Source organism: Methylobacillus glycogenes JCM 2850 (assembly GCF_000617925.1).
In the GTDB taxonomy this organism is placed as follows: Bacteria; Pseudomonadota; Gammaproteobacteria; order Burkholderiales; family Methylophilaceae; genus Methylobacillus; species Methylobacillus glycogenes.
Window position 1 is genome coordinate 69,087 of record NZ_BAMT01000002.1, and the last position, 25,131, is coordinate 94,217.

26 protein-coding genes and 5 pseudogenes are annotated in these 25,131 nt (G+C 54.9%); 16 read left to right on the top strand and 15 right to left on the bottom strand.

What is annotated here, in order from left to right; genetic code table 11:
- Window positions 1-21: 21 nt before the first annotated feature.
- The 6 genes from JCM2850_RS04160 to JCM2850_RS16970 all read right to left on the bottom strand — a co-directional run bounded on the left by JCM2850_RS04160 (window position 22) and on the right by JCM2850_RS16970 (window position 3,527).
- Window positions 22-672 carry a PEP-CTERM sorting domain-containing protein gene (locus JCM2850_RS04160; RefSeq protein ID WP_025869971.1) on the bottom strand — a complete coding sequence of 217 codons (651 nt, stop codon included), beginning with the start codon at window positions 670-672 and terminating at the stop codon, window positions 22-24.
- A 481-nt stretch (window positions 673-1,153) separates the two neighbouring features.
- The gene (locus JCM2850_RS04165; RefSeq protein WP_025869973.1) at window positions 1,154-1,534 is read right to left on the bottom strand and encodes a VOC family protein; all 381 of its coding nucleotides are present in this window, start codon (window positions 1,532-1,534) and stop codon (window positions 1,154-1,156) included.
- A gap of 145 nt (window positions 1,535-1,679) precedes the next feature.
- A complete protein-coding gene (locus JCM2850_RS04170) occupies window positions 1,680-2,210 on the bottom strand; it encodes a GNAT family N-acetyltransferase (RefSeq protein WP_025869975.1) in 531 nt (176 codons plus the stop codon).
- A gap of 70 nt (window positions 2,211-2,280) precedes the next feature.
- A complete protein-coding gene (locus JCM2850_RS04175; RefSeq protein WP_025869977.1) occupies window positions 2,281-2,619 on the bottom strand; it encodes a carboxymuconolactone decarboxylase family protein in 339 nt (112 codons plus the stop codon).
- 57 nt (window positions 2,620-2,676) lie between these two features.
- Window positions 2,677-2,829, bottom strand: coding sequence for a thiosulfate oxidation carrier complex protein SoxZ (locus JCM2850_RS22395; RefSeq protein ID WP_234406084.1), 153 nt, complete (start codon window positions 2,827-2,829; stop codon window positions 2,677-2,679).
- A gap of 20 nt (window positions 2,830-2,849) precedes the next feature.
- Complete coding sequence (locus tag JCM2850_RS16970) at window positions 2,850-3,527, bottom strand: quinoprotein dehydrogenase-associated SoxYZ-like carrier (protein WP_234406085.1); 678 nt, start codon at window positions 3,525-3,527, stop codon at window positions 2,850-2,852.
- A gap of 91 nt (window positions 3,528-3,618) precedes the next feature.
- On the opposite strand from JCM2850_RS16970, the gene JCM2850_RS20245 reads away from it, so the two are divergent.
- Window positions 3,619-4,224: a TetR/AcrR family transcriptional regulator gene (locus tag JCM2850_RS20245; protein ID WP_148301192.1), complete on the top strand. Its 606-nt coding sequence runs from the start codon at window positions 3,619-3,621 to the stop codon at window positions 4,222-4,224.
- A gap of 92 nt (window positions 4,225-4,316) precedes the next feature.
- On the opposite strand, the gene JCM2850_RS04190 is transcribed toward JCM2850_RS20245, so the two are convergent.
- From JCM2850_RS04190 to pyrE, 3 genes are all read right to left on the bottom strand, one after another.
- On the bottom strand, window positions 4,317-4,985 hold the full coding sequence (locus tag JCM2850_RS04190; RefSeq protein WP_159105121.1) for a DUF4124 domain-containing protein: 669 nt from the start codon (window positions 4,983-4,985) through the stop codon (window positions 4,317-4,319).
- A gap of 193 nt (window positions 4,986-5,178) precedes the next feature.
- The gene (locus tag JCM2850_RS04195; RefSeq protein WP_025869982.1) at window positions 5,179-5,691 is read right to left on the bottom strand and encodes a DNA-deoxyinosine glycosylase; all 513 of its coding nucleotides are present in this window, start codon (window positions 5,689-5,691) and stop codon (window positions 5,179-5,181) included.
- A 29-nt stretch (window positions 5,692-5,720) separates the two neighbouring features.
- The gene (pyrE, locus tag JCM2850_RS04200; RefSeq protein WP_025869984.1) at window positions 5,721-6,368 is read right to left on the bottom strand and encodes an orotate phosphoribosyltransferase; all 648 of its coding nucleotides are present in this window, start codon (window positions 6,366-6,368) and stop codon (window positions 5,721-5,723) included.
- 25 nt (window positions 6,369-6,393) lie between these two features.
- On the opposite strand from pyrE, the pseudogene JCM2850_RS16980 reads away from it, so the two are divergent.
- The 6 genes and pseudogenes from JCM2850_RS16980 to JCM2850_RS22405 all read left to right on the top strand — a co-directional run bounded on the left by JCM2850_RS16980 (window position 6,394) and on the right by JCM2850_RS22405 (window position 10,508).
- Window positions 6,394-7,171: pseudogene (locus JCM2850_RS16980) on the top strand (exodeoxyribonuclease III).
- Between the two features lie 63 nt (window positions 7,172-7,234).
- Window positions 7,235-7,408, top strand: a complete 174-nt coding sequence (locus JCM2850_RS22400; RefSeq protein ID WP_234406086.1) for a hypothetical protein — start codon at window positions 7,235-7,237, stop codon at window positions 7,406-7,408.
- A gap of 88 nt (window positions 7,409-7,496) precedes the next feature.
- On the top strand, window positions 7,497-8,468 hold the full coding sequence (locus JCM2850_RS16985; protein ID WP_234406087.1) for an AmpG family muropeptide MFS transporter: 972 nt from the start codon (window positions 7,497-7,499) through the stop codon (window positions 8,466-8,468).
- A 58-nt stretch (window positions 8,469-8,526) separates the two neighbouring features.
- Window positions 8,527-9,125 (top strand): annotated as a pseudogene (locus tag JCM2850_RS16990) (sulfite exporter TauE/SafE family protein).
- Window positions 9,126-9,303: 178 nt separating this feature from the next.
- On the top strand, window positions 9,304-10,314 hold the full coding sequence (locus JCM2850_RS16995) for an LLM class flavin-dependent oxidoreductase (RefSeq protein WP_234406088.1): 1,011 nt from the start codon (window positions 9,304-9,306) through the stop codon (window positions 10,312-10,314).
- 14 nt (window positions 10,315-10,328) lie between these two features.
- Window positions 10,329-10,508 (top strand): hypothetical protein, encoded by a 180-nt coding sequence (locus tag JCM2850_RS22405; protein WP_234406089.1) that lies wholly within the window; start codon window positions 10,329-10,331, stop codon window positions 10,506-10,508.
- A gap of 75 nt (window positions 10,509-10,583) precedes the next feature.
- Here the strand turns inward: JCM2850_RS22405 and metW are convergent, their stop codons facing one another.
- Together metW and metX are read right to left on the bottom strand one after the other, a co-directional pair.
- Entirely contained in the window at window positions 10,584-11,210 is a 627-nt protein-coding gene (gene metW / locus JCM2850_RS04225; RefSeq protein ID WP_025869986.1) for a methionine biosynthesis protein MetW, read from the bottom strand.
- Window positions 11,207-12,346, bottom strand: coding sequence for a homoserine O-succinyltransferase MetX (metX, locus tag JCM2850_RS04230; protein ID WP_025869988.1), 1,140 nt, complete (start codon window positions 12,344-12,346; stop codon window positions 11,207-11,209). The genes metW and metX overlap by 4 nt, the downstream gene beginning before the upstream one ends.
- Window positions 12,347-12,368: 22 nt before the next feature.
- On the opposite strand from metX, the gene JCM2850_RS04235 reads away from it, so the two are divergent.
- The 3 genes from JCM2850_RS04235 to JCM2850_RS22415 all read left to right on the top strand — a co-directional run bounded on the left by JCM2850_RS04235 (window position 12,369) and on the right by JCM2850_RS22415 (window position 13,954).
- On the top strand, window positions 12,369-12,944 hold the full coding sequence (locus tag JCM2850_RS04235; RefSeq protein WP_051525257.1) for a gamma carbonic anhydrase family protein: 576 nt from the start codon (window positions 12,369-12,371) through the stop codon (window positions 12,942-12,944).
- 105 nt (window positions 12,945-13,049) lie between these two features.
- On the top strand, window positions 13,050-13,457 hold the full coding sequence (locus tag JCM2850_RS22410) for an EamA family transporter (RefSeq protein WP_234406090.1): 408 nt from the start codon (window positions 13,050-13,052) through the stop codon (window positions 13,455-13,457).
- Window positions 13,439-13,954, top strand: a complete 516-nt coding sequence (locus JCM2850_RS22415; protein ID WP_234406091.1) for a DMT family transporter — start codon at window positions 13,439-13,441, stop codon at window positions 13,952-13,954. Before JCM2850_RS22410 ends, JCM2850_RS22415 begins: the two co-directional genes overlap by 19 nt.
- Window positions 13,955-13,966: 12 nt before the next feature.
- Here the strand turns inward: JCM2850_RS22415 and prmC are convergent, their stop codons facing one another.
- From prmC to hemA, 4 genes and pseudogenes are all read right to left on the bottom strand, one after another.
- The gene (gene prmC, locus JCM2850_RS04245; RefSeq protein WP_025869991.1) at window positions 13,967-14,839 is read right to left on the bottom strand and encodes a peptide chain release factor N(5)-glutamine methyltransferase; all 873 of its coding nucleotides are present in this window, start codon (window positions 14,837-14,839) and stop codon (window positions 13,967-13,969) included.
- Between the two features lie 6 nt (window positions 14,840-14,845).
- Window positions 14,846-15,274, bottom strand: a complete 429-nt coding sequence (locus JCM2850_RS17005) for a DUF2127 domain-containing protein (RefSeq protein WP_036265548.1) — start codon at window positions 15,272-15,274, stop codon at window positions 14,846-14,848.
- A gap of 2 nt (window positions 15,275-15,276) precedes the next feature.
- Window positions 15,277-16,357: pseudogene (gene prfA, locus JCM2850_RS17010) on the bottom strand (peptide chain release factor 1).
- 106 nt (window positions 16,358-16,463) lie between these two features.
- Window positions 16,464-17,708 (bottom strand): glutamyl-tRNA reductase, encoded by a 1,245-nt coding sequence (gene hemA / locus JCM2850_RS04260; protein WP_025869993.1) that lies wholly within the window; start codon window positions 17,706-17,708, stop codon window positions 16,464-16,466.
- Window positions 17,709-18,032: 324 nt separating this feature from the next.
- Here hemA and rpe point away from each other — a divergent pair, with 324 nt between their 5' ends.
- From rpe to JCM2850_RS04290, 6 genes and pseudogenes are all read left to right on the top strand, one after another.
- The gene (rpe, locus tag JCM2850_RS04265; RefSeq protein ID WP_025869995.1) at window positions 18,033-18,731 is read left to right on the top strand and encodes a ribulose-phosphate 3-epimerase; all 699 of its coding nucleotides are present in this window, start codon (window positions 18,033-18,035) and stop codon (window positions 18,729-18,731) included.
- Between the two features lie 125 nt (window positions 18,732-18,856).
- Window positions 18,857-20,340: pseudogene (trpE, locus tag JCM2850_RS17015) on the top strand (anthranilate synthase component I).
- 25 nt (window positions 20,341-20,365) lie between these two features.
- Window positions 20,366-22,917: pseudogene (locus JCM2850_RS23320) on the top strand (putative bifunctional diguanylate cyclase/phosphodiesterase).
- Window positions 22,918-22,983: 66 nt separating this feature from the next.
- The gene (locus JCM2850_RS04280; RefSeq protein ID WP_025869997.1) at window positions 22,984-23,550 is read left to right on the top strand and encodes an anthranilate synthase component II; all 567 of its coding nucleotides are present in this window, start codon (window positions 22,984-22,986) and stop codon (window positions 23,548-23,550) included.
- Window positions 23,550-24,575, top strand: coding sequence for an anthranilate phosphoribosyltransferase (gene trpD / locus JCM2850_RS04285; RefSeq protein WP_025869999.1), 1,026 nt, complete (start codon window positions 23,550-23,552; stop codon window positions 24,573-24,575). Before JCM2850_RS04280 ends, trpD begins: the two co-directional genes overlap by 1 nt.
- Window positions 24,576-24,720: 145 nt before the next feature.
- Complete coding sequence (locus JCM2850_RS04290) at window positions 24,721-25,038, top strand: DUF3465 domain-containing protein (RefSeq protein ID WP_025870001.1); 318 nt, start codon at window positions 24,721-24,723, stop codon at window positions 25,036-25,038.
- The last annotated feature ends 93 nt before the right edge of the window (window positions 25,039-25,131 follow it).

Sequence of the window (25,131 nt, forward strand, 5' to 3'; positions counted from 1 at the left end):
CTGGGGGGTAATTTCTAGTGCTTAAGCTTGTTGCTTGCGACGTGCTGCAAAGCCTACCAGTGCCAGACCGCCCAGCAACAGTGCGTACTCAGAAGGCTCTGGTACAGCCGCTACCACCTGGTCAAGCTGGAAAGCGAAGGAGTTAGCATGCACTTCTGTGGAGAACTGTACAGAGATGGCTTCGATGCCAGTCAGGCTGCTCAGATCCCAGGAGAAATACTTGTATTCAGCGCTGGCATCATTGCTGTCTACTAGGGCAGCTACATAATCAAGACCACCAATGGTGTAAGTCAGTGAAACACCGTAAACGCCAGTGCCTGTGCCGCCTGGAGCGCTGTGGCTCTGGAACACGACAGAAGACAGACCGGAAGCAATGGTGGTGTCAGTCAGCGTGAAGGTAGATTCAGTGCCTTGCCATTGGTAAAGGCCACCACCCGCTGGGTAGGCGCTACCTGCAATACGCGTCAATACGGCATCGCTGGAATCTGCCACGTTAGCAGTGTAACCAGCAGCCAGTTGTGCGGCAGTCAAAGGTGAAACCAGCTTGTTCCAGCCGTTGAATTCTGCGGAGTCGATGACATCAACAAAAGGAGCTGCAGTGGTGTTCGCGTAAGCGGAGGCAGAGAAGACGCTGGCAGCAAGCACGGCTGTGCTCATGATTGTTTTGAACATGGTAAATCCCCTAAATAGTTTAAAGCGGTTGCTATGAGCGCTTCCGCCTTTAGTTAATTACGAATGCAAACGATAATGCCTATCATTTGTAATGTCAACTATTTTATGTTCTGGTTGTCTATAGCGGTATTTCTATATGCACTTTGATCGTACATATCTTGCTCGATTTGGCTGGTGCTGATCTGCTAGCACGGATGTAAGTGGGCGTAGGGGGTAAGACTAAGGGATGTGTGGGAACTACAACTACTTTCGCTGTAGCGGGATGTTGAGTACTCAAGGTTAAGACAGGATTAGGCTTGCTCAGGATAAAAAAATGCCCGGCGCTTAAGGGACGCCGGGCTGTAGTGAACTAATGTGTCGAGGAGGAGGACACAGGAGAAAATGCAGTTTAGCCAGCGAGTATGACCGCAGGGTGACAGCGCTGTAACAGCGCAGTGACAAGCGGGATCAGGACTGGGGTATCCGCATTAAATCGGGAGTATTAAGTCAGGCTTTCTGGTGCAGCGCGAAACGCTCTGCTCGAAATGCTGATCGAGTTGCCATCCGGGTCTTTTACATTGGAAAAGCAGTAGCCCTGCGCTTGGTGTGTGCTGCCAAACTCCAGGCCTAGCGCCGCAGATTTTGCTTTGTAAGCTTCCACGTCTTCCACAGTGAACATTAGTTTTAAACCTGCGTGCCCTAGCTTGATGCTCTTGGCGGCCTGATGGATTAATAGCGTAGTGCCCGAGCTTGTGGGGCTGAGCGTGATCAGGCCTTCTTCCATGATGCCGCTGCTGTGGTAGTCAAAATAACGACAATAGAATGTTGCCGTGGCTATGGGGTTGCGCGCGTAAATGATGATGGTGTCTAGGGTGGCAGGCATGAGTATTAGGGATAGTGGCTTGAGAGGTGTAATAGTGTAAAAGATTGGCACTCTAGCATTTTATGCCCTGAAGACGTTGCACCAGGCCCGTTGCGTTTGCCACATCTGAGTTCAAAGCAATAATCCCGCATAGTGCCTGGGGGACTCAATCTGCTGGCTCGTTTGCTTTCAGGCTGGATAATTTGAGTTGGTAGAAAGTGACGTCTAGCCATCGATCAAACTTGTAGCCCACTTCCTTTAGCGTACCCGCCTGCTGAAAACCGCAGCTCAGGTGCAGATGTTGACTGGGCTGGTTGCTGGTATCTATACAAGCCACCAGCATATGGTGTCCTGCAGCCTGGGCGCGCTTAATCAGTGCCTGTAACAGTAAGCGCCCCACGCCTTTCCTGCGGTGGGCACTATGCAGGTAGATGCTGTGTTCTACCGTGTGCTGGTAAGCCGGGAAGGGACGAAAGCTGCCCCAACTGGCAAAGCCGAGCAAACGGCCAGTTTCATCCACGGCCCCTATGATGGGAAAACCCGCCTCGCGTTTGTTGGCAAACCAGTCCTGCATCACGGCGGGGGTTCTGGGCGCATATTCATATAATGCAGTGGAATTGAGGATGACCTCATTGAAGATGGAGAGTATCTCAGCAGCATGCTGCTGTTCATCACACTCTATCAACGTGATATTCATTTAGTCATCCCCAACAACGCGGCTTATGCGCTGAGCCAGCCTATTGGCAAGCATATGCTTTCAAGGCTGATCAAATATGTACGCTTTTTACCGCATCCAGCGCGCGGGCTGAGTATACCAAGGCGGCACCCGCATTCATGGCAACGGCTACCCCTAAGGCTTCGGCTATTTCAGCCTCGGTGGCACCTTGCTTGACCGCTTCTTTTGCATGCACGGTAATGCAGCCATCACAACGGGTGGTCACCGCCACCGCCAGGGAGATCAGCTCACGCGTTTTTGCATCCAGTTGCTGAGTTTTAGCGCCAGCGCCACTGGCGATCTGATAACCCTTGACCGTATCTGGCGTGAGCTTGGCAAGGTCACCCACACGTCCCATCAATTCATCGCGGTATTGATTCCAATCCAGCATTGCCGTGTCTCCTATGGTGTTAAAAAAGGTTTAGAGCGGTGAGCAATAAATTAGCGCTCAGTTGACCATCACTTCGGTACTGGTGCTGAACTGTTTGCCCTCGTTATCTTCGATCAGCAAAGTCAGTTGGCCAGATTGCTCTGCCTTGAAAGGGAACTGAATGCTGGGGTCTTCGCTGACGCCTATGTATGTGTCTGCGTCAAAGACCACTTGATCATTAAACCTGGCGGTCACCTTGCTGATGTAAAAAGCCGGACGGTAGCCTGAGAAACCAAGTCACGCTGCAAGCCTGTATTCATGGGATGCTTGATCAGCAGGTGGGCCTGCTTGAGGGTGTTGTTGGGGGATTCAGCCTCGGCGGGCTGTGGTTTCACCTGTAGTTTCATCTTGCCTGCAGTCTGTCTTGCCGCGTCTTCATCACTACCTATGGTGCCGCCACAGCCACCTGATGCGCGGATGGCAACTTGATTAACCAGAAACTTGCCATCACTGGTTTCAGCCACTACATGCACCAGTGAATCCACCTCTAGCCTGATGCGCGTGGAAACCTCGGCTTTGCCCGAGCTGGGGTTGAAGTGATACACCGCGACTAGCGGCACGGGGTTGGCATCGGCAATCACAGAAACCGACTTGATATAGCTGGCCGCTGTCATGGGCGAGGCTATGCTGAACGCAAACGGTACCTGGGCACCGCTTTCGGCGCGCTTGGGCGCTGTGATCTCGATCTCTGCGCTCTGCGGCAAGGTTTTGTTGGGGAAGAAGTCTTTTTGCATCGCCTGCCAGTAACTGGCGTCTGCTTCGGCATGAGTCAGGCCAGAAAGCGATATCAGACCTAGAAAAGCGACCGTGACCTGCACGGGCCGGGTAATTGCAAACCATTGCATTAGGGATTTATAGCGTAGACTCATGATGCATATCCTTTAACATACCATCTGGTTGGTATGTTTATGCGTGTGGTAATATTTGTCAACCCGTTTTATTGAAAGCAAGGAATTCATTGTGGAAGTGAGCACCAAACAAGCCAAGGCCGCCATGTCGCGTGAGCGCATACTGGACGGGGCGCGTGAGTTGATACTGGCGCGTGGCTTTTCTGCGATGACGGTGGATGCGGTGTGCAATTTGGCGGGCATTACCAAGGGCGGGTTTTTCCATCACTTTGCCAGCAAGGATGAGCTGGGTTTGGCAGCACTTGATAAGTTCTGGAGCGATGCCAATGCGCGTGAGGCCGAAGCAGGGTTTAACCAGCTTGAAAACCCGGTGCAGGCATTGCTGGGGTATCTGGATTACGCGATTGAAGCCTATCAGCAACCTGAATTGCAAAAGGGCTGCATGTTGGCGATTTTTACGATTGAGCTGGCGGAAAGCAGTGAGGTGCTGTTTCAGGCGGCAGCTAATCACTTCAATACCTGGCGTACCCATTTGGTGAAAATGTTTGATCGCGCAGCCAAGCATGCGGGGAAAGAGCTGGATGCCCTGGCTTGGACCGATATGTTTATTTCTACGCTGGAAGGGGTGTTGGTGTTGGCGAAATCCAGCCATGACCCCAAGGCAGTGAAGCGGGCATTGAGTTTATACAAGCAGCTTTATTTGCAGGCAATGGCTTGAGCAGGCAATTGCTAGTGTAGGCATTGCTAAAGCAGGCATTGCTAGAGATTTCTGCAGAGATGCTAACGCAGATATCTATAAAGCCACGCTGTTTAGCGCTTGGGAGTTGAGCTGGCTGGTGCCGCCTGAGAGGCTGGAGGTGCGGGGTTTTTAGCAGTTTCTGGTTTGGCTAAGTCTGGTTTGGCTATTTCAGTACTGGCCTCAGTGCCATTTTTCAGCTCGGTAAAGCGCCGCTTGTCGTTTTCAAAGCGCTGGCGTGTGGTATCCATATGTTGCTTGCGTTCGACAATTTGCTCGTCAATTTTGCCTAGTTCCAGATTGGCATCCTTGATATCTTTTTTCAGCTCGTCAGGCACGGCCTTGTTGCGGGTTTTGATGCTGCTTTCATTTTGTCTCAGGCTTTGCAGGCGCGCGGCTGCGCCCAGCTTGCGCTGCTCCAAGCCTTCCAGCATGGCTTCATCCATTTGCAGGTTGCGGTCACGCGCCAGGTCTATCTCCTGCTCTGAGCTATAAACCGATTGCAGGGTACGGTCACGGCGGCTTTGTTCGCTTTCCTTGCTGCTGCCATTTTCGGCAGGCTTGAGCTTGGTATCGGCATGGGGAATGCCTTGGGGGCTGATGGTGATGTTACTTTTGCCAGAATATTGCGGCGGAATGGTATCGCCATAATGGGTCACCCCTTTTTCGTCCACCCACTTCAATATCTTGCCGCTGGGCTTGCTTTCGCCTGCGGCATGAACGGTGGAGGTGAGTATGAGCAAAACCGTGATGCTGGCTAAGCGCAATAAGGGTACATGGCTGCTCCCGGCTGCATGACCTTGCCCGTTGCCGCGAGTGGTCATTTTATGATGTGTGATGATGAGTATTGGTCACTATAGGTGGCCAGTAAAGATACTCTAGTAATCGCTAACGGGATTCTGCGGCATAGGGCGTATGCCTGCAAGCCCGTTACCTTCAATTCAGCTTAAGCAGTGCGGGCAATAATTGCCAGGCTGCCACTTTGTTGGCCCAGGGTATGGAGGCATTGGCCGGGCTGGTGGAGGGCAATCGATGATATTGCGGTTGATAGGGTAGTTGGGCTTTGCCAGCCACATAGCGCTGGTAGGTCTGTTCTGCCTTGGCGCCATTGAAGCAGATGTGGCGTATGTGGGGGTGGGCATGTAGCAGGCTGGCAAAGTCGTTGACGATGATGGAGTCTTCTTCAATCTCGCTATCCAGGCTGCCTATGCGGAAGCATTGATTAAGCACATCCCAGATGCCCACTCCCTGGGCCTGGAGTTGCTGCAAACGCGTTTCGTAGGGCAGGCTGGCAGCCACACCAAACAGGGTTTCCATCATGGGCCAGAAGCGGTTTTGCGGATGAGCGTAATAGGCTTGTGCGTCTAAAGAGCGCTGCCCGGGCATGGAGCCCAGGATCAGCAAACGACAATCCGCCGCGACGACGGGTGCAAAGCAATTGACCTGCATGGGGTCTCAGTCGCCGCGAGTCTGCAAGTTTAATTGCTCTCTACGCCATAGCTGGCGCGATAGGCGGCGATGGCAGGGCGGTGGCTAGCCAGCGCCTCGCTTTGATCCAGATAAGCGATCAGCGCTTGCAGGTTGGCGATGCTGATGACAGGCAAGCCATGTTGCTGCTCAACCTCTTGCACTGCGGACAGTGCACCCAGGCCGCGCTCTTGTCTATCCAGCGCAATCACCACCCCAGCGGGTGTGGCACCGCTGCTGGAAATAATGTTGACCGATTCCCGCACCGAAGTGCCTGCGGAGATAACATCATCAACGATCAACACCCGGCCTTGCAGGGGTGCACCGACAATGGTGCCGCCCTCGCCATGGTCCTTGGCTTCCTTGCGGTTGAAGGCGTAAGGAATATTGTGGCCCTGACGTGCCAGTGCGATGACAATGCTGGCGGCCAAGGTAATGCCTTTATAGGCCGGCCCAAACAACATATCGAACTGCACGCCAGAGCGTAGAATGGCGGCAGCGTAGAATTCGCCTATGCGCAGCAGGCTTTCGCCATCATTGAACAGGCCAGCGTTGAAGAAGTAGGGACTAAGGCGACCAGCCTTGGTTTTGAACTCACCAAACCGCAAAACCTGCTTTTGAATGGCGAATTGGATAAAATCTTGGGTGGAATCTGACATGGCGAGAATAGAAAGGTTGTAGTTAGTGCGTATTATATCCGTGAATCTGAATGGCATCCGCTCAGCGGCCAACAAGGGCTTCTATCCCTGGATGCAACAGCAGCAGGCTGATATCGTCTGTATGCAGGAGTTAAAGGCACAAGAAGGCGACATGTCAGCAGAAATGCTGCAACCTGAAGGCTACTATGGCTATTTTCACTATGCAGAAAAGAAAGGCTATAGCGGCGTGGGGATTTACTCACGAGAAAAAGCCGATGCGGTGATTGTGGGGCTAGGCATTGCGGATATCGATAGCGAAGGCCGCTATCTGGAAGCACGCTACGGCAATCTCAGCGTAGTCTCGCTCTATCTACTCGGGCTCCTCGGGTGAGGAGCGTCAGAGCTTCAAGTTCAGCGTCATGGCGCGCTTTATGCCGCATCTGGAATCCTTGATTCTGGCTGGGCGCGAAGTAGTAATCTGCGGTGATTGGAATATCGCCCATCAGGAAGCCGATCTGAAAAACTTCAAGGGCAATCGCAAGAACTCAGGCTTCCTGCCCGAAGAACGTGCCTGGCTCACCGATTTGTTTGGCCGTGTCGGCTGGGTGGATGTCTACCGCAAGCTGCACCCGGATACCACCGATGCCTGCTACACCTGGTGGAGCAATCGCGGTCAGGCCTGGGCCAAGAACGTGGGCTGGCGCATCGATTACCAGATTGCCACCCCAGGTTTTGCCGCCAAGGCCAGCGCTGCCACCATCTACAAGGATGAACGCTTTAGTGATCATGCTCCCTTGACCGTGGATTATCTGGCCAAGGTTTAACCTTCAGCTCATGCCATCTCACTTCAGGCTGTTAAAACTAATGCACTCTTGCAGGAATCTCGCATGATCAAGCCGGGTTGGATAGATACCCTTAAAGCCGTTGCCAGCGGGCGTATGCTGGTTGCCCTCATGATGGGCTTTTCTTCCGGCTTGCCGCTATTGCTCACAGGTTCTACCCTGCAAGCCTGGCTCAAGGATTCCGGCGCTGACTTGGCATTGATAGGGGCAGCCGCTTGATAGGGTTGCCCTATACCCTGAAGTTTCTCTGGGCACCTTTGTTTGATCGCTACACACTGCCTGTGCTGGGACGCGTCGCGGATGGCTGGTGCTGAGCCAGCTGGCGGTGGCCCTGGCCTTGCTGGCGCTGAGCGCCAGCAACCCGGCAAGCAATCTCTGGGGGGTGGCCATTGCTGCGTTGTTGGTGACACTGTTTTCCGCCTCGCAGGATATTGTGATTGATGCCTACCGCCGGGAAAGCCTGAGTGATGACGAACTGGGTCTGGGCGCGGCCATGTTCGTCAATGGGTATCGTGTGGGCATGCTGCTGGCCGGGGGCGGTGGCTTGATACTCGCCGAATGGCTGTCTTTCCCGCAGATGTATCAGTTGATGGCACTGTTTGTAGGTGCTTGTGTGAGCGTCACCCTGTGGGCACCAGAACCCAAGCTGGTGGCAGGCAGCCCACGCACTTTGCAGCAAGCGGTGATTGAGCCATTTCTGGAGTTTTTCAAGCGGCCAGAAGCCATCACCGTCCTCGCGTTTATTCTGCTCTACAAGCTGGGTGATACCCTGGCCTCGGCGATCAATGTGCCGTTCTATCTTGATCTGGGTTTCAGCAAGGGTGAGATAGGCGCTATCGCCAAGCTCTTCGGCTTCTGGGCCACCTTGATAGGCGGTACCCTGGGCGGCATCTGGATTTTGCGCATAGGTTTGTATCGCTCCTTATGGGCGTTTGGTTTTTTGCAGATGGCCTCCACCTTTGGCTTTGTGCTGCTGGCACAAACCGGGCATAGCCTGCCCATGCTCACAGGGGTTATCGCCGTAGAGAACTTTACTGGCGGTCTGGGCACTGCCGCCTTTGTCGGCTTTATGGGGGCAATGACAGACAGGCGCTTCACTGCCACGCAATATGCCTTGCTCTCCAGCCTGATGGGCGTGCCGCGTGTGATTCTTTCTACGCCTACGGGCTGGATAGCAGGGGAAATAGGCTGGACGCTGTTCTTTGTGGGCTGCACCGTGCTGGCGATTCCCGGTCTGCTCATGATACGGCGCTTCCGTCACTGGGATGCGCATGCCTGAACTCAGCCTGCTCGCCGCTTTGCTGGTGGGGCTGCTCGGCGGCGGGCATTGTGCGGGCATGTGTGGTGGCATCATCACCGCAGTAAGTTTTAGCATGCCGGGTAACAAGCCTTCATGGCGTTTGTTGCTGGCCTATAACCTCGGGCGTATCGCTAGCTACACCCTGGCGGGGGTGATTGCAGGGGCAGTGGCTCTACCGCGTTTTTTCTTGAGCACAGCATTCCTGCAGGCAAGCTGCTGTATGCCTTTGCCAATGTCATGCTTATTGTGCTGGGTTTATATCTGGCAGGGCTGTGGCATGGGGTAGTGTATCTTGAAAAGGTTGGCGCTCACTTATGGCGCAGGCTGCAACCACTGGGCAAACGCTACTTGCCAGTACGCCATATTGGTCAGGCCGCCATGCTAGGCAGCTTATGGGGTTGGCTGCCTTGCGGCCTGGTTTACAGCGTGCTGATTACCGCGTTGGCAAGCGCTAACCCAGTGCAGGGCGGTTTGCTGATGTTGATGTTTGGCCTGGGTACTTTACCTGCGCTAATGCTGATGGGCATGGCCGCAGTTCAATTCAAGGCCAGGTTGCAACAGCTTTGGGTCAGACGCATCAGCGGGGGTCTGGTAATTATGTTTGGCGTGATGGGCTTGGCCAAGTTAATTACTTGATGCTTGCGCAGCAGCTGTTGTTGCCTAGGCAGCGCTGCTGTTGCGCTAGCGACAAATATTCAATCTGCTTAGGCTAGCTAAGTTAATAAATTCAATGGCTTATTTTATGTTGGCGGTTGTCGCTAGCTGGAATATAAATTGCCAAGGTTGAGGTATTGTCCAATGCCCGAGAACCATCATGTCCATCAAGTTTTATTCCCGCTTGCCTCTGCATGGCGAAACCAAATACCTGCCCGGCGACAGCCGTAACCGTGGTGACTGGAACCAGGCGCAAGGCCAGGGCACGGGGGCTGTCTCTAATTTCGAGGTCGGCGATACCTTTGGCTATATCGATTACCTCTCGCAGATTGCCCGCGCTACAGAAATCAATGGCTTTGAGGGGGTGCTGCTGGTCAATGCGCCTTCCGGTGAAGAGCCCTGGCTGGTGAGCTCACTCTTGGCGCGTGAAACTAAGCGCCTGAAGTTTATTACCGCCTTCCAGCCCTACCATTTCTCACCCTGGAATGCGGTGCAGATGGCAGCTACTTATCAGCGCGCCACAGGCAATCGTCTGGTGTGGAACATCATCAATGGCGGTTCTGAGTTTGTGCAGCGTCAGGTGGGCGATTTTGTGCCGCATGATGAGCGCTATGAACGTGCCGATGAATTTATGCAGGTGGTCAAAGGCTATTGGCATTCGGATAACTTCAGCTTCTCCGGCAAGTATTACCAGGCCGAAAAAGGTGGCTTGCGTGGCCCACTGAGCAAGGCCGAATTGCCGCTGATCTGCACTGCTGGTTCTTCCGAGGCGGCGCGTGAGTTTGGTGCCCGACATGCAGATTACTATCTGATGCGCGCTGAGCGCCCAGAAGAAATCGCCAAGTTGATTGCTGACGTCAGGGCCAGGGCCGCACGTTGGGGCCGCGCGGATGAAATACGTTTTGGTTTATCCGTAGACGTGATCACGCGTGAAACTGATGAGCTGGCGCATACCGAAGCCCGTCGCTTCTTTGATGCTGGGATTGCTGCCGGAGCAGATAAGGCAGTGGCCGCGCATGCGGGTTTACGTTCCGCCCGCAAGTTGAGCCATGAAAACGAATTCTCTGCCAAGGCTGACACCGCGCACCCAAGTACGAGGATTTCTTTGTCTATCCCCATGTCTGGGGCGGGCTGGGCTATATCGGTATTCCGCCAGGTTGCGCACTGGTAGGTAGTTACGAGAATGTGGTTGCGCGTATCCGCGAATACAACGAGATCGGGATTTCCCTGTTCTTCTTGGCGGGTTACCCGCATCTGGAAGAGTCTTACCGCATAGGCGAATATATTCTGCCGCATTTCCGTGATCAGGCGGGTGTGAATGTACAGCTGGAGACCACTCAGCCACTGGCAGCGGCTAACGGTTAAGACAGAAAGCTGAGAAGACTTAAAAAACAAGCCAGGGTAGATATGCCCTGGCTTGTTTTTTGGTACTGATAGGATTTAGTAGGTGACTGGCCAGGCCGCTTGCTCAAAGCGGTAAATAGCCAGGCTGCCCAGCAGATTGGGCATAAAGGTCACGGTATCGCCTTCGTTGATCACAATGCGGTCAGTGATGCGGATATTCATCTTGGCGCACAGGCTCTCAAAGTCATCTATGGTGCACAGGTGCAGGTTGGGCGTGTTGTACCACTGGTGCGGCAGATTGTCTGAAACTGGCATATGGCCCGCCATCAGCTGTATGCGGTGACGCCAGTAACCAAAGTTGGGGAAGGTGATAATGCCCTGCTTGCCCACGCGCAACATCTCGCGCAGCACACCCTCGGTATTGACCATGGCCTGCAGGGTTTGCGACAGAATCACATAATCAAAAGACAGTGAGTCAAAGCCTGCCAGGCCCGCTTCCAGATCAGCCTGAATTACGCTGATGCCGTGGCTGATACAGGCCAGCAGGTTGGCATCGTCCTTATCCACGCCATAGCCCTTGACGGCTAATTTATCGCGCAAAAATGCCAGCAGCGAGCCATCGCCGCAACCCAGATCCAGCACCTTGGAGTTGGGCTGTATCCAGTTGGCGATCAGCGCAAAGTCGTGACGGTTGGCGGCGGTTTGAATCAGGTCCTGGCTCATGCGCCCGCTCCTGTCTGGATGTTGGCGAGGTAAGCCCGCAGGATGGCGTGATAATGTGGGTCAGGCATCAGGAAGGCATCGTGGCCGTGTGCGGCCGTGACTTCGGCATAGCTCACCGATAACTCATTATCCAGCAGCGCCTTGACGATCTCGCGCGAACGCGCAGGCGAGAAGCGCCAGTCGCTGGTAAAGGAAACCACCAGGAACTTGGCCTTGGCTTTGGATAAAGCCTGGCTCAGATCGCCATGATGCTGATAAGCCGGGTCAAAGTAATCCAGCACCTTGGTCATGCGAAGATAGCTGTTGGCGTCAAAAGCGGTAGCAAACTTGTCGCCCTGATAGCGCAGATAAGACTCCATCTCGAATTCAACCTCAAAGTTGTACTTGAGGCTACCATCACGCAGCTTACGGCCAAACTTGGCACCCATGGCGTCATCGGACAAATAGGTGATATGGCCCAGCATGCGCGCTATGCGCAGGCCGCGCCTGGGCACGGTGTTGTGTTCGTAGTAATCACCCTCGTAAAACTCAGGGTCGGTCATGATGGCCTGACGCGCCACTTCGTTGAAGGCAACATTCTGCGCCGTCAGATTGGGGGCGGAGGCAATCACCAAGGCATGGCGCACACGGTCAGGGAAATCCAAGGTCCACTGCATGGCCTGCATGCCGCCCAGACTGCCACCGACAACTGCGGCCAGGGTGTCTATGCCTAGCTGGTCCAGCAGCAGCGCTTGCGAGGCTACCCAATCTTCCACCGTCACCACCGGGAAGCTGGAGCCCCAGGGTTTGCCGCTGGCCGGGTTGATGCTGGCTGGGCCTGTGCTGCCGTGGCAGCCACCCAGGTTATTCAGCGCAATAACAAAGAATTTATTGGTGTCCAGCGGCTTGCCCGGGCCTATGAGGTTGTCCCACCAACCCGGGTGCTTGTCGTCCTCGCTATGCTTGCCTGCGGCATGGTGATTGCCCGACAGCGCGTGGCAAATCAACACGGCATTGGATTTTTGCGCGTCCAGCTCGCCATAGGTTTCATACACCAGCTCAAACGCAGGCAGCACCTCGCCACTCTTCAGAGTCAGCGCTTGGGAGAAATGTGCGGTTTTCGGGGCGACCAGGCCCACAGATGAAGAATCTTGCATGGTTGCGATTATACTATGGCTTATGCAAGCCCATCATGCTTCTCACTACACAGAACTGCTGCAAGCAGGCGTACTGGCTCCCTACCAGGGGGTGACGCCGCGCCTGGGGCAGGATGTCTATCTGCACCACACCGCGGTGGTGATAGGTGACGTGGAGTTGGCAGACAATGTGTCGGTGTGGCCTGGCGTGGTGATTCGTGGTGACGTTAATCATATTCGCATAGGCGCAGGCAGCAATATTCAAGATGCCTCCGTGCTGCATGTCAGCCATAAATCCAGCTGGGAGCCCGAGGGCTCGCCACTACTGATAGGCCAGAATGTCACTGTCGGGCACAAGGTGATTTTGCATGGCTGCACTCTGGAAGATGAATGCCTGATCGGCATGGGCAGCATCGTCATGGATCATGTAGTGGTGCAAAAACATGTGCTGCTGGGGGCTGGTAGCCTGGTGCCCGAGGGTAAGGTGCTGGAAAGCGGCTATCTCTATCTTGGCAGCCCGGCGCGCAAGGTGCGGCCGCTGACTGAGGGAGAGCTGGCGCACTTTGCCTATTCCGCCCAGCACTATATGCGCTTGAAACAGCGCTATCTGCACCCCTGATTCCCGGGCTTTTATTACCTCAATAATGACTCACCAGTACTGCAGGTGAGTGTGTGTTCACCCTGAAATATTTCCCTTATTGATTAAGAATTTATGCCGTCGTTTTTGCCATCCATTTTTAGCAAACATACGCTAGGCCTGCTGTTTGCATTGGTCTCAGCCATAGGCTTTTCGGCCAAAGCCATCTTCGTCAAGCTCGCTTACGTTGATCAAATAGACGCTACCACTTTGCTGGCATTGCGAATGATCATGTCCGTGCCTTTCTTTGTGGTGGCTATTTTCTGGCAAAAGCAGGGTGCTGCGGCTTTGCATGGCCGCGACTGGCTGGGGGTGCTGCTATTGGGTCTGTTGGGTTATTACCTCGCCAGCATGCTGGATTTTCTTGGCCTGCAATATATCAGCGCAGGCCTGGAGCGCTTGATTCTGTTTCTTTACCCCACCATGGTGGTCATCATCAGCGCGCTTGTATTCAAAAAGCCCATCACGCGCAGCATATGCTGGCTCTGGTGCTGAGTTACGCCGGGATTGCGCTGGTGTTTGTGCATGATTTCAGCCTGAGCGGGGATGGCTTGTGGCTGGGCAGCGCGCTGGTATTTGCCAGTGCTCTGGCCTATGCGGTTTACCTGATAGGGGCGGGGCATATCATAGAGCGCCTGGGTTCCATGCGCTTTACCGCTTATGTCATGACGGTGGCCTGCATCGCCTGCATCTTGCAGTTTCTCGTCCTCAATCCCTTGAGTGATTTGCAGCAGCCTGCCCGAGTCTATGGTTTGACCGTGGGCATGGCGCTGTTTTCCACCGTCATGCCCGCGTTTGCGCTGGCCGCCGCCATGCGGCGCATAGGCTCCATGCAAACATCCATGATAGGTGCGCTGGGGCCAGTGGCGACCATCTACCTGGCGTATATCTTCCTCGGCGAATCGCTGTCGCTGGTGCAGTTTTTGGGGTCGCTGCTGGTGTTGACCGGGGTGCTGATGATCAGCCTGCGCAAGGCGAGGCCTGCGGCTTGAATTAAGTCGCAGCTAGCTGGCCGAGAGTTGGCCTAAGGTCACGCGTGGATGCCCTGCCAGATCATGCAGGGTGCTGATCTGCTGCAAACCATGCTGCTCTAAGATGGCTTGTACCGCAGGGCCTTGCTGGTAGCCGTGTTCCAGCAACAGCCAGCCTGAGGGTTTGAGAAACGCTGCCGCCCCTGCGGCAATCAGCCGTATATCTTCCAGGCCATCAATACCAGATGCCAGCGCGCTCAGCGGCTCAAAGCGCAAATCGCCGCGTTGCAGGTGCGCATCGGCAGATTCTATATAAGGCGGGTTGCTGACGATGACGTCAAACTGCTGAGCCGGGGTAGATGCCAGCAGCGCCTGATACCAGTGGCTGTGTTGCAGGCTGACATTGCGAGCCTGTAGCTGCTGGACATTGGCCTCGGCGATAGCCAGCGCAGCCTCTGAAAAGTCCAGCGCCAGAATTTCGCTCTGCGGGCGTTCCAGCCCCAATGTAATTGCAATCGCGCCCGTGCCTGTGCCCAGATCAAGCACCTGCAAGCGCTCATTCAATGGCATACGTTCCAGCGCCGCTTCCACCAGCAATTCGGTATCTGGTCTTGGGATCAGGGTGGCGGGGCTGACCTGAAACTCACGGCCAAAGAATTCGCGTTTGCCCAGAATATGCGCGATAGGCCGTCCGGCGATGCGCTCTGCCAGCAAGGCTTCAAAACGTTCACGCACCTCATCCTGCACGCTGTCATCGCCATGGGCAATCAGCCAGGCATGGCTGACATCGCCAAGTGCTGCTTGCAGCAATAGGCGCGTGTCTATGCGCGCTTCCTGCTCATCCAGCTCGCTGGCCTCTTGCAGTCGATTGCAGCCGCAGGCCGCCAGGTTGCGTAACTTGGCCATCAGGGGCTAACGGTAGCGCCAGAGTATGGCGATGATCAGCAAGTTGGAGGCGAACACACCTGCGCCCAGCCAACTGAAGTGCGAGAGCAGGGAGAGTATCTCGAAGGGCAGATACAAACCCGCACTGGCCAGCCCCAGCACGGTCGCCCAATGCTTGCCCTGCCAGAGACCATAGCCTTCCAGCAGCCGTATGGCGGCATAAAACAGCGCACCAAACGCCAGCGCCAGCAAACGCGGCTCGGTGATATTGGCGCTTAAGTCCAGCAGTATGCGCGGCGCATGGCTGGCAGGGTTGAGGTGTAGGTGTTGAATCAGCATTTCCGCACGCGTCTGCCAGGCATTATCTATATGACGGAACAAGGCCACGGAGGCCGCGAGTACCAGCAGGCCCTTGCTGGCCTCAAACACGGCAATGGTGCGCAGGCTTGCTGCCATGTTTAGTTGTCCTCGCCCAATGCTGCCAACTGATCGGCCTGGTATTCCGAGGCCAGGGTGTTGATCAGCTCGTCCATATCACCTTCGGTGATGGCGTCTATCTTGTACAGCGTCAGGTTGATGCGGTGATCGGTAATCCGGCCTTGCGGGTAGTTATAGGTGCGTATGCGCTCCGATCTGTCGCCCGAGCCTATCAGGCTGCGGCGCTCGCTGGCGATCTTGCTTTGCTGTTCATCACTTGCTTGGCCTTGATGCGCGCCGCCAGCACCTGCATGGCCTGTGCCTTGTTGGAGTGCTGGCTACGGCCATCCTGGCATTCAACGACGATGCCTGTAGGGAAGTGGGTGATACGCACGGCAGAGTCAGTTTTATTGATGTGCTGACCACCCGCACCCGAGGCGCGGAAGGTATCCAGCGGATATCCGCCGGGTTGATGACCACATCGCTGACTTCATCTACTTCGGGCAGGATGGCTACCGTGCAGGCTGAAGTGTGGATGCGGCCCTGGGTTTCGGTTTCTGGCACGCGTTGTACGCGGTGGCCGCCAGACTCAAACTTGAGCTTGGAGTAAGCACCAAAGCCATCAATTTTGGCGATGATTTCCTTGTAGCCGCCGACTTCGGATTCATTGGCGGACACCACTTCCACCTTCCAGCGCTGACGCTCGGCATAGCGTGAATACATACGGAACAAGTCACCTGCAAACAGCGCGGATTCATCACCGCCAGTACCAGCACGGATTTCCAGGAAAATATTGCGCTCGTCGTTGGGGTCTTTAGGCAGCAGCAGTTTCTGCAAATCTGCGGCTATGGTTTCCAGTTTTTGTTTGCCGTTGTCGATCTCATCCTGGGCAAATTCCTTCATTTCTGGATCAGCCAGCATAGCTTGCGCTTCCTTGATATCGGCACCCGCTTGCTCGTAGGCGCGGTATTGCTCAACGATGGGGGTGATCTCGGCGTGCTCGCGCGTGATCTTGCGATATTGATCCATATCGCTGGTGGCATCTTCGCTGGAGAGTAAGCGGTTCAGTTCATCCAGACGCTCGCTCAAAGTGGCGAGTTTTTTGATCATTGATGGTTTCATGACGGTGTTTTCAGGGGCTAGGATTGGCTTAAATATAAGTATTGCACAGAGTGTAGGCCATTCATGGCAGCCATGGCTCTGTGCCTGGCACTGCAGGTGAGCGCAGCTAGAGGTGAATCTGGTAGAGCTGACGCAGCATCGCTTCCAGCTGGTCGCGGTCTTCGCTGTTGGCGGTATTGAGGGCGTGGCTGGGGCCATGCATGAGTTTATTGGTGAGCGCGCTGCTCAAGGCTTCCAGCACCTGGGCCGGATCATCCCCGCGTGCCAGCAGGCGTTGGGCTTTTTCCAGCTCGCTCAGTCTGTGTTGCTCCGCCTGCTCACGCAGGGCGCGGATGGTAGGCACTGCGCTGCGGGTTTTCAGCCAGTGCATAAAGTTTTCTACGCGCATATCAATAATGGCTTCCGCCTCGGCAGCGGCTTCCTGGCGGTTTTCCATGCCTTCTTGCACTACTTGCGCCAGATCATCCACGGTGTAGAGGAAAACATCATCAAGGTCACCTGCTTCCGCCTCGATGTCGCGTGGTACAGCAAGATCGACCATAAACATGGGCTTGTGCTTGCGGCTGCGTATTGCACGTTCCACCATGCCTAAGCCGACAATGGGCAACTGGCTGGCGGTAGAGGTAATCACAATGTCGAATTCGGCCAGGCGTTCAGGCAAATCGGCCAGCAGCATGGCCTGGCCGCCTATGTCAGCGGCAAGTTCCTGGCCACGTTCCAGCGTGCGGTTGGCCACGGTCAAAGATAAAGGACGCTGCGCGGCAAAGTGCTCGGCACAGAGCTCTATCATTTCGCCCGCGCCTATGAATAACACGTGTTGCTGGTGCAAAGCGCCAAAGATGCGCTGCGCCAGCCGTACCGAGGCTGCTGCCAGCGAGACGGAGTTGGCACCTATATTGGTGTTGGTGCGTACTTCCTTGGCAACCGAGAAGGTGCGCTGGAACAGCTTATGCAACAGTGTGCCCAGGGTGCCAGCATGTTCGGCAATGCGGACTGCCTGCTTCATCTGCCCCAGTATCTGCGCTTCACCCAGCACCATGGAATCCAGGCCGGAAGCCACGCGGAAGGCATGCTTGACCGCGTCCTGCTGCGGCAGGGTGTACATATAGGGTTCTATGGCCTGGGGTTGCAGCTGATGGTAATGCGCCAGCCATTCCAGGGCTTTTTGCGGATTATCGGTATTGCAATAGAGTTCGGTGCGGTTGCAGGTAGAGAGGATGGCAGCTTCGTGGATGCCATGGGAGTTGAGGTCGCGCAAGGCGAGACCGAGATGCTCGTTCTGGAAGGCGACGTTCTCACGTATTGAAACTGGTGCGGTCGTGTGATTGACGCCGACTGTAAATAAATGCATCCTGCGATTTTCCCGTAACCCGGCAACTTGGGCAACAATTTCAAGCAATTAAGGCTTGTCGTATCGTGCGTGGCAGGCCGACATCATACTCCACTTTTCAACCAAATCAGCATAGCCTAGACAGTTAAACCAGTTCAGCCTGCATCTGTAGTCACTGGCAGGCGTTCTGGCGAGATGTTGCCAAACCCACTGTGAGTTGGGTATAAACGCAATTCCAGTGTGGATTTTGCATATGCACAGCGACTGGCAAGCGTTTTGCAGCATTTTTCGGTTAAAATATTTATTTTTACGCACTCCAACGACTTAGAGACCGACTTAGAGACCATGGCCAAACCATTCAGAATTGCCCCTAGTATTCTTTCCGCCAACTTTGCCAAGCTTGGCCAGGAAATCACGGATGTGATTACTTCTGGCGCGGACATTGTCCACTTTGACGTGATGGACAACCATTATGTTCCCAACCTGACCATAGGCCCGCTGATCTGTGAAGCCATCCGTCCTGTGACCGATGCCATCATTGATGTGCATTTGATGGTCAAGCCTGTGGACCGCATCATTCCTGACTTTGCCAAGGCTGGTGCCAACATCATTACTTTCCACCCAGAAGCGTCTGATCATATTGACCGCAGTCTGTCGCTGATCCGTGACCAGGGCTGTAAGTCCGGTCTGGTGTTCAACCCAGCCACTCCTTTGTCCTACCTCGACTACGTCATGGACAAGGTTGATATGGTGTTGCTGATGTCGGTTAACCCTGGCTTTGGTGGCCAGAAGTTTATCCCTGGCACGCTGGACAAGCTGCGTGAAGCGCGTGCGCGTATTGATGCCTACACTGAAAAGACTGGCCGTGAAATCTGGCTGGAAATTGACGGTGGCGTAAACCCATCCAATATCGCCGAGATTGCCCGCGCTGGTGCTGATACCTTTGTGGCAGGCTCTGCTGTGTTCGGCGCTGGCAAGGACACTGATCCTAACCGCTATGACACCGTGATTGCTGCGCTGCGCGCTGAACTGGCTAAAGTCTAAGCCATGCAAGCACATACCCTGATCCTGAACCGTAACACCTGGCGATGGTGGCGCTGAACTAGCCACTTTGTTCCCGCCGTGTGCGGCGGAGTCACCTTACCTTTGTTCAGGATCTGGGAGTTGTTATGCTGCAAACCATTAGTCAACAGGAATTCAATGCCCTGGCTAGCCAGGGTTATAACCGTATTCCATTAGTCCTCGAGACCTTTGCTGATCTCGATACCCCGCTGTCGCTGTATATCAAGCTGGCGAATCAGCCATTCTCCTATTTATTAGAGTCGGTACAAGGCGGTGAACGCTTTGGCCGCTACTCCATGATAGGTCTGCCTGCGCATACCCGCATTGAGGTGCGTGGGCAAGCGATTGTGGTGATCAAAGATGGTCAAACCATAGAGACCGTCGACGATACCAATCCGCTGGATTTCATACAGTCTTACCAGGCACGTTTCCGCATTCCGCCGCATGAGGGCTTGCCGCGCTTTATCGGCGGCCTGGCTGGTTACTTCGGCTATGACACCATACGTTATATAGAACGCAGGCTGGCCGCGACGGTGAAGCAGGACACCATAGGTGTGCCGGATATTCTGCTGATGCTGACGGAAGAACTGGCTGTGGTGGATAACCTCTCCGGCAAGCTCTACTTCATCGTTTATGCCGACCCGTCACAGCCTGATGCCTATGCGCAGGGGATCAGCCGCTTGCATGAGCTGGTAGCGCACTTGCGCCAGCCCGTGACTGTGCCCCAAGCCCCTGCCTTGGCTGTTACCCAAGCGGCATCTGAATTCGGTGAGGCCGCGTTCAAGCAGGCGGTAGATAAGTCCAAGCGTTATATCTTTGATGGCGACATCATGCAGGTGGTGCTTTCGCAGCGCATGGCGCAGCCATTCACGGCTGAGCCTTTGTCGCTATACCGTGCTTTGCGCAGCCTAAACCCATCGCCTTATATGTTCTATTACGATATGGGCGATCATCATGTGGTGGGTGCTTCGCCAGAAATCCTGGTGCGCTTGGAGGACGATACCGTCACCTCACGGCCTATTGCTGGTACTCGCCCACGTGGCAAGACGCGCGAAGAAGACCTGGCGCTGGCGGAAGAATTGCTGGCTGACCCCAAGGAAATTGCCGAACATGTACAGCTGATGGACCTGGGCCGTAACGATGTGGGCCGTGTGGCGCAGATTGGTAGCGTACGTGTGACCGACAATATGATGATAGAGCGCTATTCTCACGTCATGCATATCGTCTCCAACGTTGAGGGTAAGCTCAAGCCCGGTATGCAGGCCATGGATGTGCTGAAAGCGGCTTTCCCTGCTGGTACCTTGAGTGGCGCACCCAAGGTGCGCGCCATGGAAATCATAGACGAGCTGGAACCCAGCAAACGTGGTATCTACGGTGGTGCAGTGGGCTACCTGGCTTTAATGGCGATATGGATCTCGCCATCGCCATCCGTACCGGAGTGCTCAAGGATGGCATGTTGTATTCCCAGGCCGGGGCAGGCATAGTCGCCGATTCTGTGCCTGATAACGAATGGATAGAAACCCAGAATAAGGCACGCGCCGTGTTGCGTGCCGCGGAGATGGTGCAGGCAGGGCTAGATAGCGAGAGGTAAGCATGGCGGCAGCAAACAGCCGGTTATGGTTCCGGCTTCTTATTCTGGCTTTAGGCTATTGCGCTGTTGGCATGCTGGGTAGTCTGTTGCCTGTATTGATGCCGTCCTTGAGCCTGGTCTGGCTACCATCAGGCATTGCCGTAGCAGCCTTGATGCGCTGGGGCATGCATTATTGGCCAGGCATTCTGCTGGGTGCCTTGCTTGCAGGCTTGCCTATCTTGCAGCAGGGCGGTCTCAGCCTGCCTGCCATCATTATTCTCGCCTTTGTCCACACCGTGGCTCCGCTGCTCAGCGCCTGGATCTTACGCGTGCTGGGCATGCAGCCTGCGCTACAACGTATACGCGATATTCCACTGATGGTGTTTGGCGTGGCAGTGGGCATGTTTGCCGCTGCCAGTGGGGCCGCCGCCATGCTGTTTTATGCCCAGCTGATTCCGCAGCATGCCTTGGAAAACTTTGTGCTGCAGTTCTGGATTGCCAATGTGGTCGATGTGCTACTGCTGTTGCCCTTGCTGCTGAATATATCCCTCAAGGCCTTGAGCCAGCTCTGGCTAGAGCGCAAGCGTTACCTGCTGTTGGCACTGCTGGTCACTGCCATGGAAGTGGCGATATTCCAGTTTGTGCCTGGATATGCCGAGCAATACATCGTGCTGGCCTTCTTTGTGCTGCCGTTTGTGGTGGTGCTTGCCATGCGCCTGGGCGTGATTGGCTCTGCCATCATGGTCTTGCTGCTTTCCTTGGTTGCCCTGTTGAGCGTTGGTGAACAGGGCGAGCAATCTAGCTGGGCCTTGTGGGTATTTATCAGCACACTGTCCTTGGTATCTCTGCTCATCACGGCCTTGCAGGCCTCGCGTGAGTTGACCGAAAAAGCCTTGCGTAACAGTGAGAACAAGCTCAGGGCCGTGGTTGACCATGCGCAGGACGGCATAGTCAGCATTGATGATCAAGGTAAGCTGGTGGAATTCAACCATGCGGCTGAGCGCATGTTTGGCTACAAGCGTGAAGAAGTGCTGGGTAAGCTCTTGGTTGAGACCTTGATTCCACCCAATATGCGCGAGGCGCATATACGTGGGCATCACAAGTATTTGCAGACTGGCAGCACCGATATTCTCAACCGCCGCCTGGAGATTCAGGCGTTGCGTGCCGATGGCACAGAGTTCCCCGTTGAGCTGACGATTACCTCGCTCAAGGAGCAAGGCCTACCGCTGCTGACTGGTTTCTTCCGCGACTTAACCGAGCGGCGCAAGGTAGAAAGCGAAATACGCAATCTGGCGTTCTTTGATGCCTTGACTGGCCTGCCGAATCGACGCTTGTTGATGGATAGGCTAAACCAGGCTATCGCCGCCAGTGTGCGCCACGAAAAACACGGCGCGGTGCTGTTTATAGACCTGGATGACTTCAAAGCGCTGAATGATTCGCGCGGGCATGATGTGGGTGACCTGTTGCTGGTGGAAGTGTCCAAACGCTTGCGCCAGTGTGTGCGCAATGAAGATACCGTGGCGCGTCTGGGCGGTGACGAATTTGTCATTGTGCTGGAAGACATGAGCTTGAATCTGGAGCAGGCCCTGGCGCAGACCAAGCTGGTAGCGCAGAAGGTGCTGGAAACTGTGAATCAACCTATCAGTTGGGCGAGATTGAGCACCATAACTCTTCCAGCATAGGTATCGTGCTGTTCAATGGTAACTTCGTCAGCATAGATGAACTGCTCAAGCGTTCTGATACTGCCATGTATGAAGCCAAGGCCGCTGGGCGCAACACCTTGCGCTTCTTTGACCCGGCCATGCAGGCGGCGCTGGAAAAGCGCGTGGATATGGAATTGCAGTTACGTCTGGCCTTGGTGCAAGAGCAGTTGCGCTTGTACTGTCAGGTACAGGTGGATGATGAGCGCCGGGTATTTGGCGCCGAAGTGTTGTTACGCTGGCAGCACCCTGAACATGGTCTGTTGTCTCCCAAGGAGTTTGTCTCAATTGCTGAAGATAGCGGACTGATTGTCTCTATAGGGCGCTGGGTGCTTTACAACGCCTGCTTGCAATTGAAATCCTGGGAAGGCAGGCCGGGTTTGGACAGCATGCAGTTGGCAGTCAACGTCAGTGCACGCCAGTTCCGCCACAGTGATTTTGTTGATGAAGTGCTGAAGATATTGCAGACCACGGGGCTGATCCCAGCCTGCTCAAGTTGGAGCTGACCGAAAGCGTGGTGCTGGATAATCTGGCCGATGCAGTGGCCAAGATGAATGCGCTGCGTGAACTAGGTGTGCGCTTCTCCATGGATGATTTCGGCACTGGTTACTCCTCGCTGGCTTATCTCAAGCGCCTGCCGCTGACGCAGGTGAAGATAGACCGCTCCTTTGTGCGCGATATTGCCGAGGATGCCAGTGATGCTGCGATTGTGCAGGCCATATTGGCGATGAGTAATACCCTGGGACTCAAGGTGATTGCCGAAGGGGTGGAAACCGAGGCGCAGTTCCAGCTATTGCAGAGTTACGGTTGCCGCTTCTTCCAGGGCTATTTGTTCTCCAAGCCGCTGCAAATTGATGAATTCGAGCGATTGCTCAAGGATCACGACTTTTTATTATGAGCTTGCATCCCCATTCTTGAGGGATGCAGCGCTAAGCAAGTGCAGGAAACAGACAAGGAAAACACTATGTTGCTGATGCTAGATAACTACGATTCCTTTACCTATAACCTGGTGCAATATCTGGGTGAACTGGGTCAGGACGTGCAGGTGCACCGCAATGACGAGATAGACCTGGCCACGGTGGCCGCGCTCAAGCCGCGCCATATCGTCATTTCTCCCGGCCCCTGTACACCGAATGAAGCCGGGATTTCCGTGCCCTTGATCCATGAGTTTGCGGGCAAGATTCCCATTCTCGGCGTGTGCCTGGGTCACCAGAGCATAGGCCAGGCCTTTGGCGGCAAGATTGTGCATGCCAAGCAATTGATGCACGGCAAGACTTCAGAGATACACCATGCCGATAAGGGCGTGTTCCAGGGCCTGCCCAACCCTTATATCGCCACGCGTTACCACTCGCTGGTGATAGAGCGCGAAAGCATCCCTGATTGCCTGGAAATTACCGCCTGGACTGAAGATGGCGAGATCATGGGCGTGCGCCACAAGACCCTGGCGGTGGAAGGGGTGCAGTTCCACCCTGAGTCCATCTTGACCCAGTACGGCCATGAGTTGCTGAATAACTTCCTGAAAGCTTATTGATGAGTATCAGCCCTAAAATCGCTCTGCAGAAACTCATCGATCATGAGGATTTCACGCATGAGGAAATGCTGGCCGTGATGCAGCAGATCATGGGTGGCGAGTTTACCGCCATTCAGATTGCGGGTTTCCTCGCGGGCTTGCGCGTCAAGGGTGAAACCGTGACCGAGATTGCAGCCGCGGCGCAGGTGATGCGCGAGCTATCCAGTAAAGTTGAGATAGCCGATAACCGCCATTTGATTGATACCTGTGGTACTGGTGGTGCCGCCAACAAGGCGTTTAATGTATCCACGGCCTCTGCCTTTGTTGCCGCAGGCGCTGGCGCACGTATCGCCAAACATGGCGGCCGCGCGGCTTCGTCCAAGAGTGGTTCTGCCGATGTGCTGGAGGCTTTGGGTGTCAATATTGCGTTGACACCAGAGCAAGTAGCCCGCTGCGTCAATGAAGCAGGCATAGGCTTTATGTTTGCGCCCAACCACCACAGTGCCATGAAATATGCCGCTCCGGTCCGGCGCGAGCTGGGTGTACGCACCATGTTCAATCTATTGGGCCCCATGACCAACCCGGCAGGGGCCAAGCGTCAAGTCATGGGTGTGTTCCACCGTGATTTGGTGAGCTTGCTTGCGCATACGCTCAAGCAATTGGGTAGCGAGCATGTCATGGTGGTGCACAGTGCCGATGAGATGGATGAAATTTCCTTTGCCGCCGATACCTATGTGGCTGAGCTCAAGGATGGCGCAGTCCGTGAATACACCCTCAACCCACGCCAGTTCGGCATGGTGTTGCACGATATAGATAGCATACGGGTAGAGAATGCCCAGCAATCCAGTGAAATTCTGCTCTCGGTGCTGGCGGGTGAGCCTGGCCCGGCACGCGATATTGTGCTGCTTAACGCGGGTGCGGCGATTTATGTATCTGGCCTGGTAGCCAATCTGCCTGCGGGGATTGCCCAGGCTGCAAACTCTCTGGATAGCGGAGCGGCACTGGCCAAGCTGGAGCTATTGAGGCGCTTGAGTCAGCAAGCATGATGCGCTTGTTGCTGGTCATCGCCATTGCGCTGACTTACACCGTCTGGCATTTCTCGTCGGCGCAGCGATAGCGGCAGATGTATCTGCGCTGACGACAGCGCCAGCAGAGCATGAGCATACGCGCGATGCTGATCATGACAGAATATTGCAGGCTTTTCGCGCGCGTGAAAGTGGCGTGGCAGTGCAGGGCCAGGGGCGCGTAATCAAGGTGTTGCCCGATGACAATGATGGCTCCAGGCACCAGCGTTTTATCTTACGTCTGGATCAGGACATGACATTGTTGCTGGCGCATAATATTGACCTTGCGCCCAGACTGGCAGGGTTGCAGTCTGGTGACGAAGTGGCTTTCAGTGGCATCTATGAATGGAATGCCAAGGGTGGGGTGGTGCACTGGACGCATCATGACCCACGCGGTCAACATAAAGCGGGGTGGCTGCGTTACAAAGGCAGCAGCTATCAATAGCGTATTACTCTGCGCGTAAATTTATTCAGGCAGCTTTGATGCAATAGCCTTAATTCATCAGCCTCAATTACTCATTAATCAAGTCCGGCCCAG